Origin of the sequence: Caballeronia choica (genome assembly GCF_001544535.1) — a bacterium.
GTDB lineage: Bacteria > Pseudomonadota > Gammaproteobacteria > Burkholderiales > Burkholderiaceae > Caballeronia > Caballeronia choica.
This window is the reverse complement of sequence record NZ_FCON02000610.1, coordinates 1-578: the sequence shown is the minus strand read 5'-3', so window position 1 is coordinate 578 and position 578 is coordinate 1. Positions and strand designations below refer to the sequence as shown.

2 pseudogenes are annotated in these 578 nt (G+C 60.2%); one reads left to right on the top strand and one right to left on the bottom strand.

Features of this window, described 5'->3' with window-relative positions:
* A pseudogene (locus tag AWB68_RS50710) lies at positions 1-378 on the top strand (recombinase family protein); the annotation flags it as partial.
* A 3-nt stretch (positions 379-381) separates the two neighbouring features.
* On the opposite strand, the pseudogene AWB68_RS48750 reads toward AWB68_RS50710, so the two are convergent.
* Positions 382-578: pseudogene (locus AWB68_RS48750) on the bottom strand (IS3-like element ISMtsp5 family transposase); the annotation flags it as partial.

Here is a 578-nt window from a genome sequence, read left to right as displayed (position 1 = left end):
CTCCTCGAGACTAGTACCGATCAACAGGTCGCCATCCGACTCAACGAACTTGGATATTCAAACTGGCAGCATCAGGCATTTACTGCCAGGAAGATCGCGCGGGTGCGCACGGCCCATGGACTACCGAGCCGATTCGAGCGACTGCGCTCGCGCGGTTTGCTTACCGGCGCTGAACTCGCTGCGCAGCTCGAAGTTAGCCAGGCGACCATTCATTTGTGGGGTCGGCAAGGGCTTTTACGGCGGCAGATTTACGGGCATGACCACCGGTGCCTGTACGAACCTCTGGGGAACGTCGTCCTCGTAAAGGACGTTAGTGGGCGCAAAGCAACGCGAGCAACTTTCATCGCCGCTCCAACTACCGGACAAGGTGCAATGTGAAACCTACTCCTTCGTTTGCGGTTCGGCGACGAAGGCGAAGCTCGGCGTGACGCCCCAGAACCTGACCTGGTTGAGGAAGTCATCGGCCGTGTACTGCGAACCGTGATCCATGCGCAGCGTCAAGCCCCGACCAACCTCGGCACCCGTGCCGCCGAATTCACCCAGCAGTCCCTGTGCGATCGGCTGCAAGGCGGCGAACC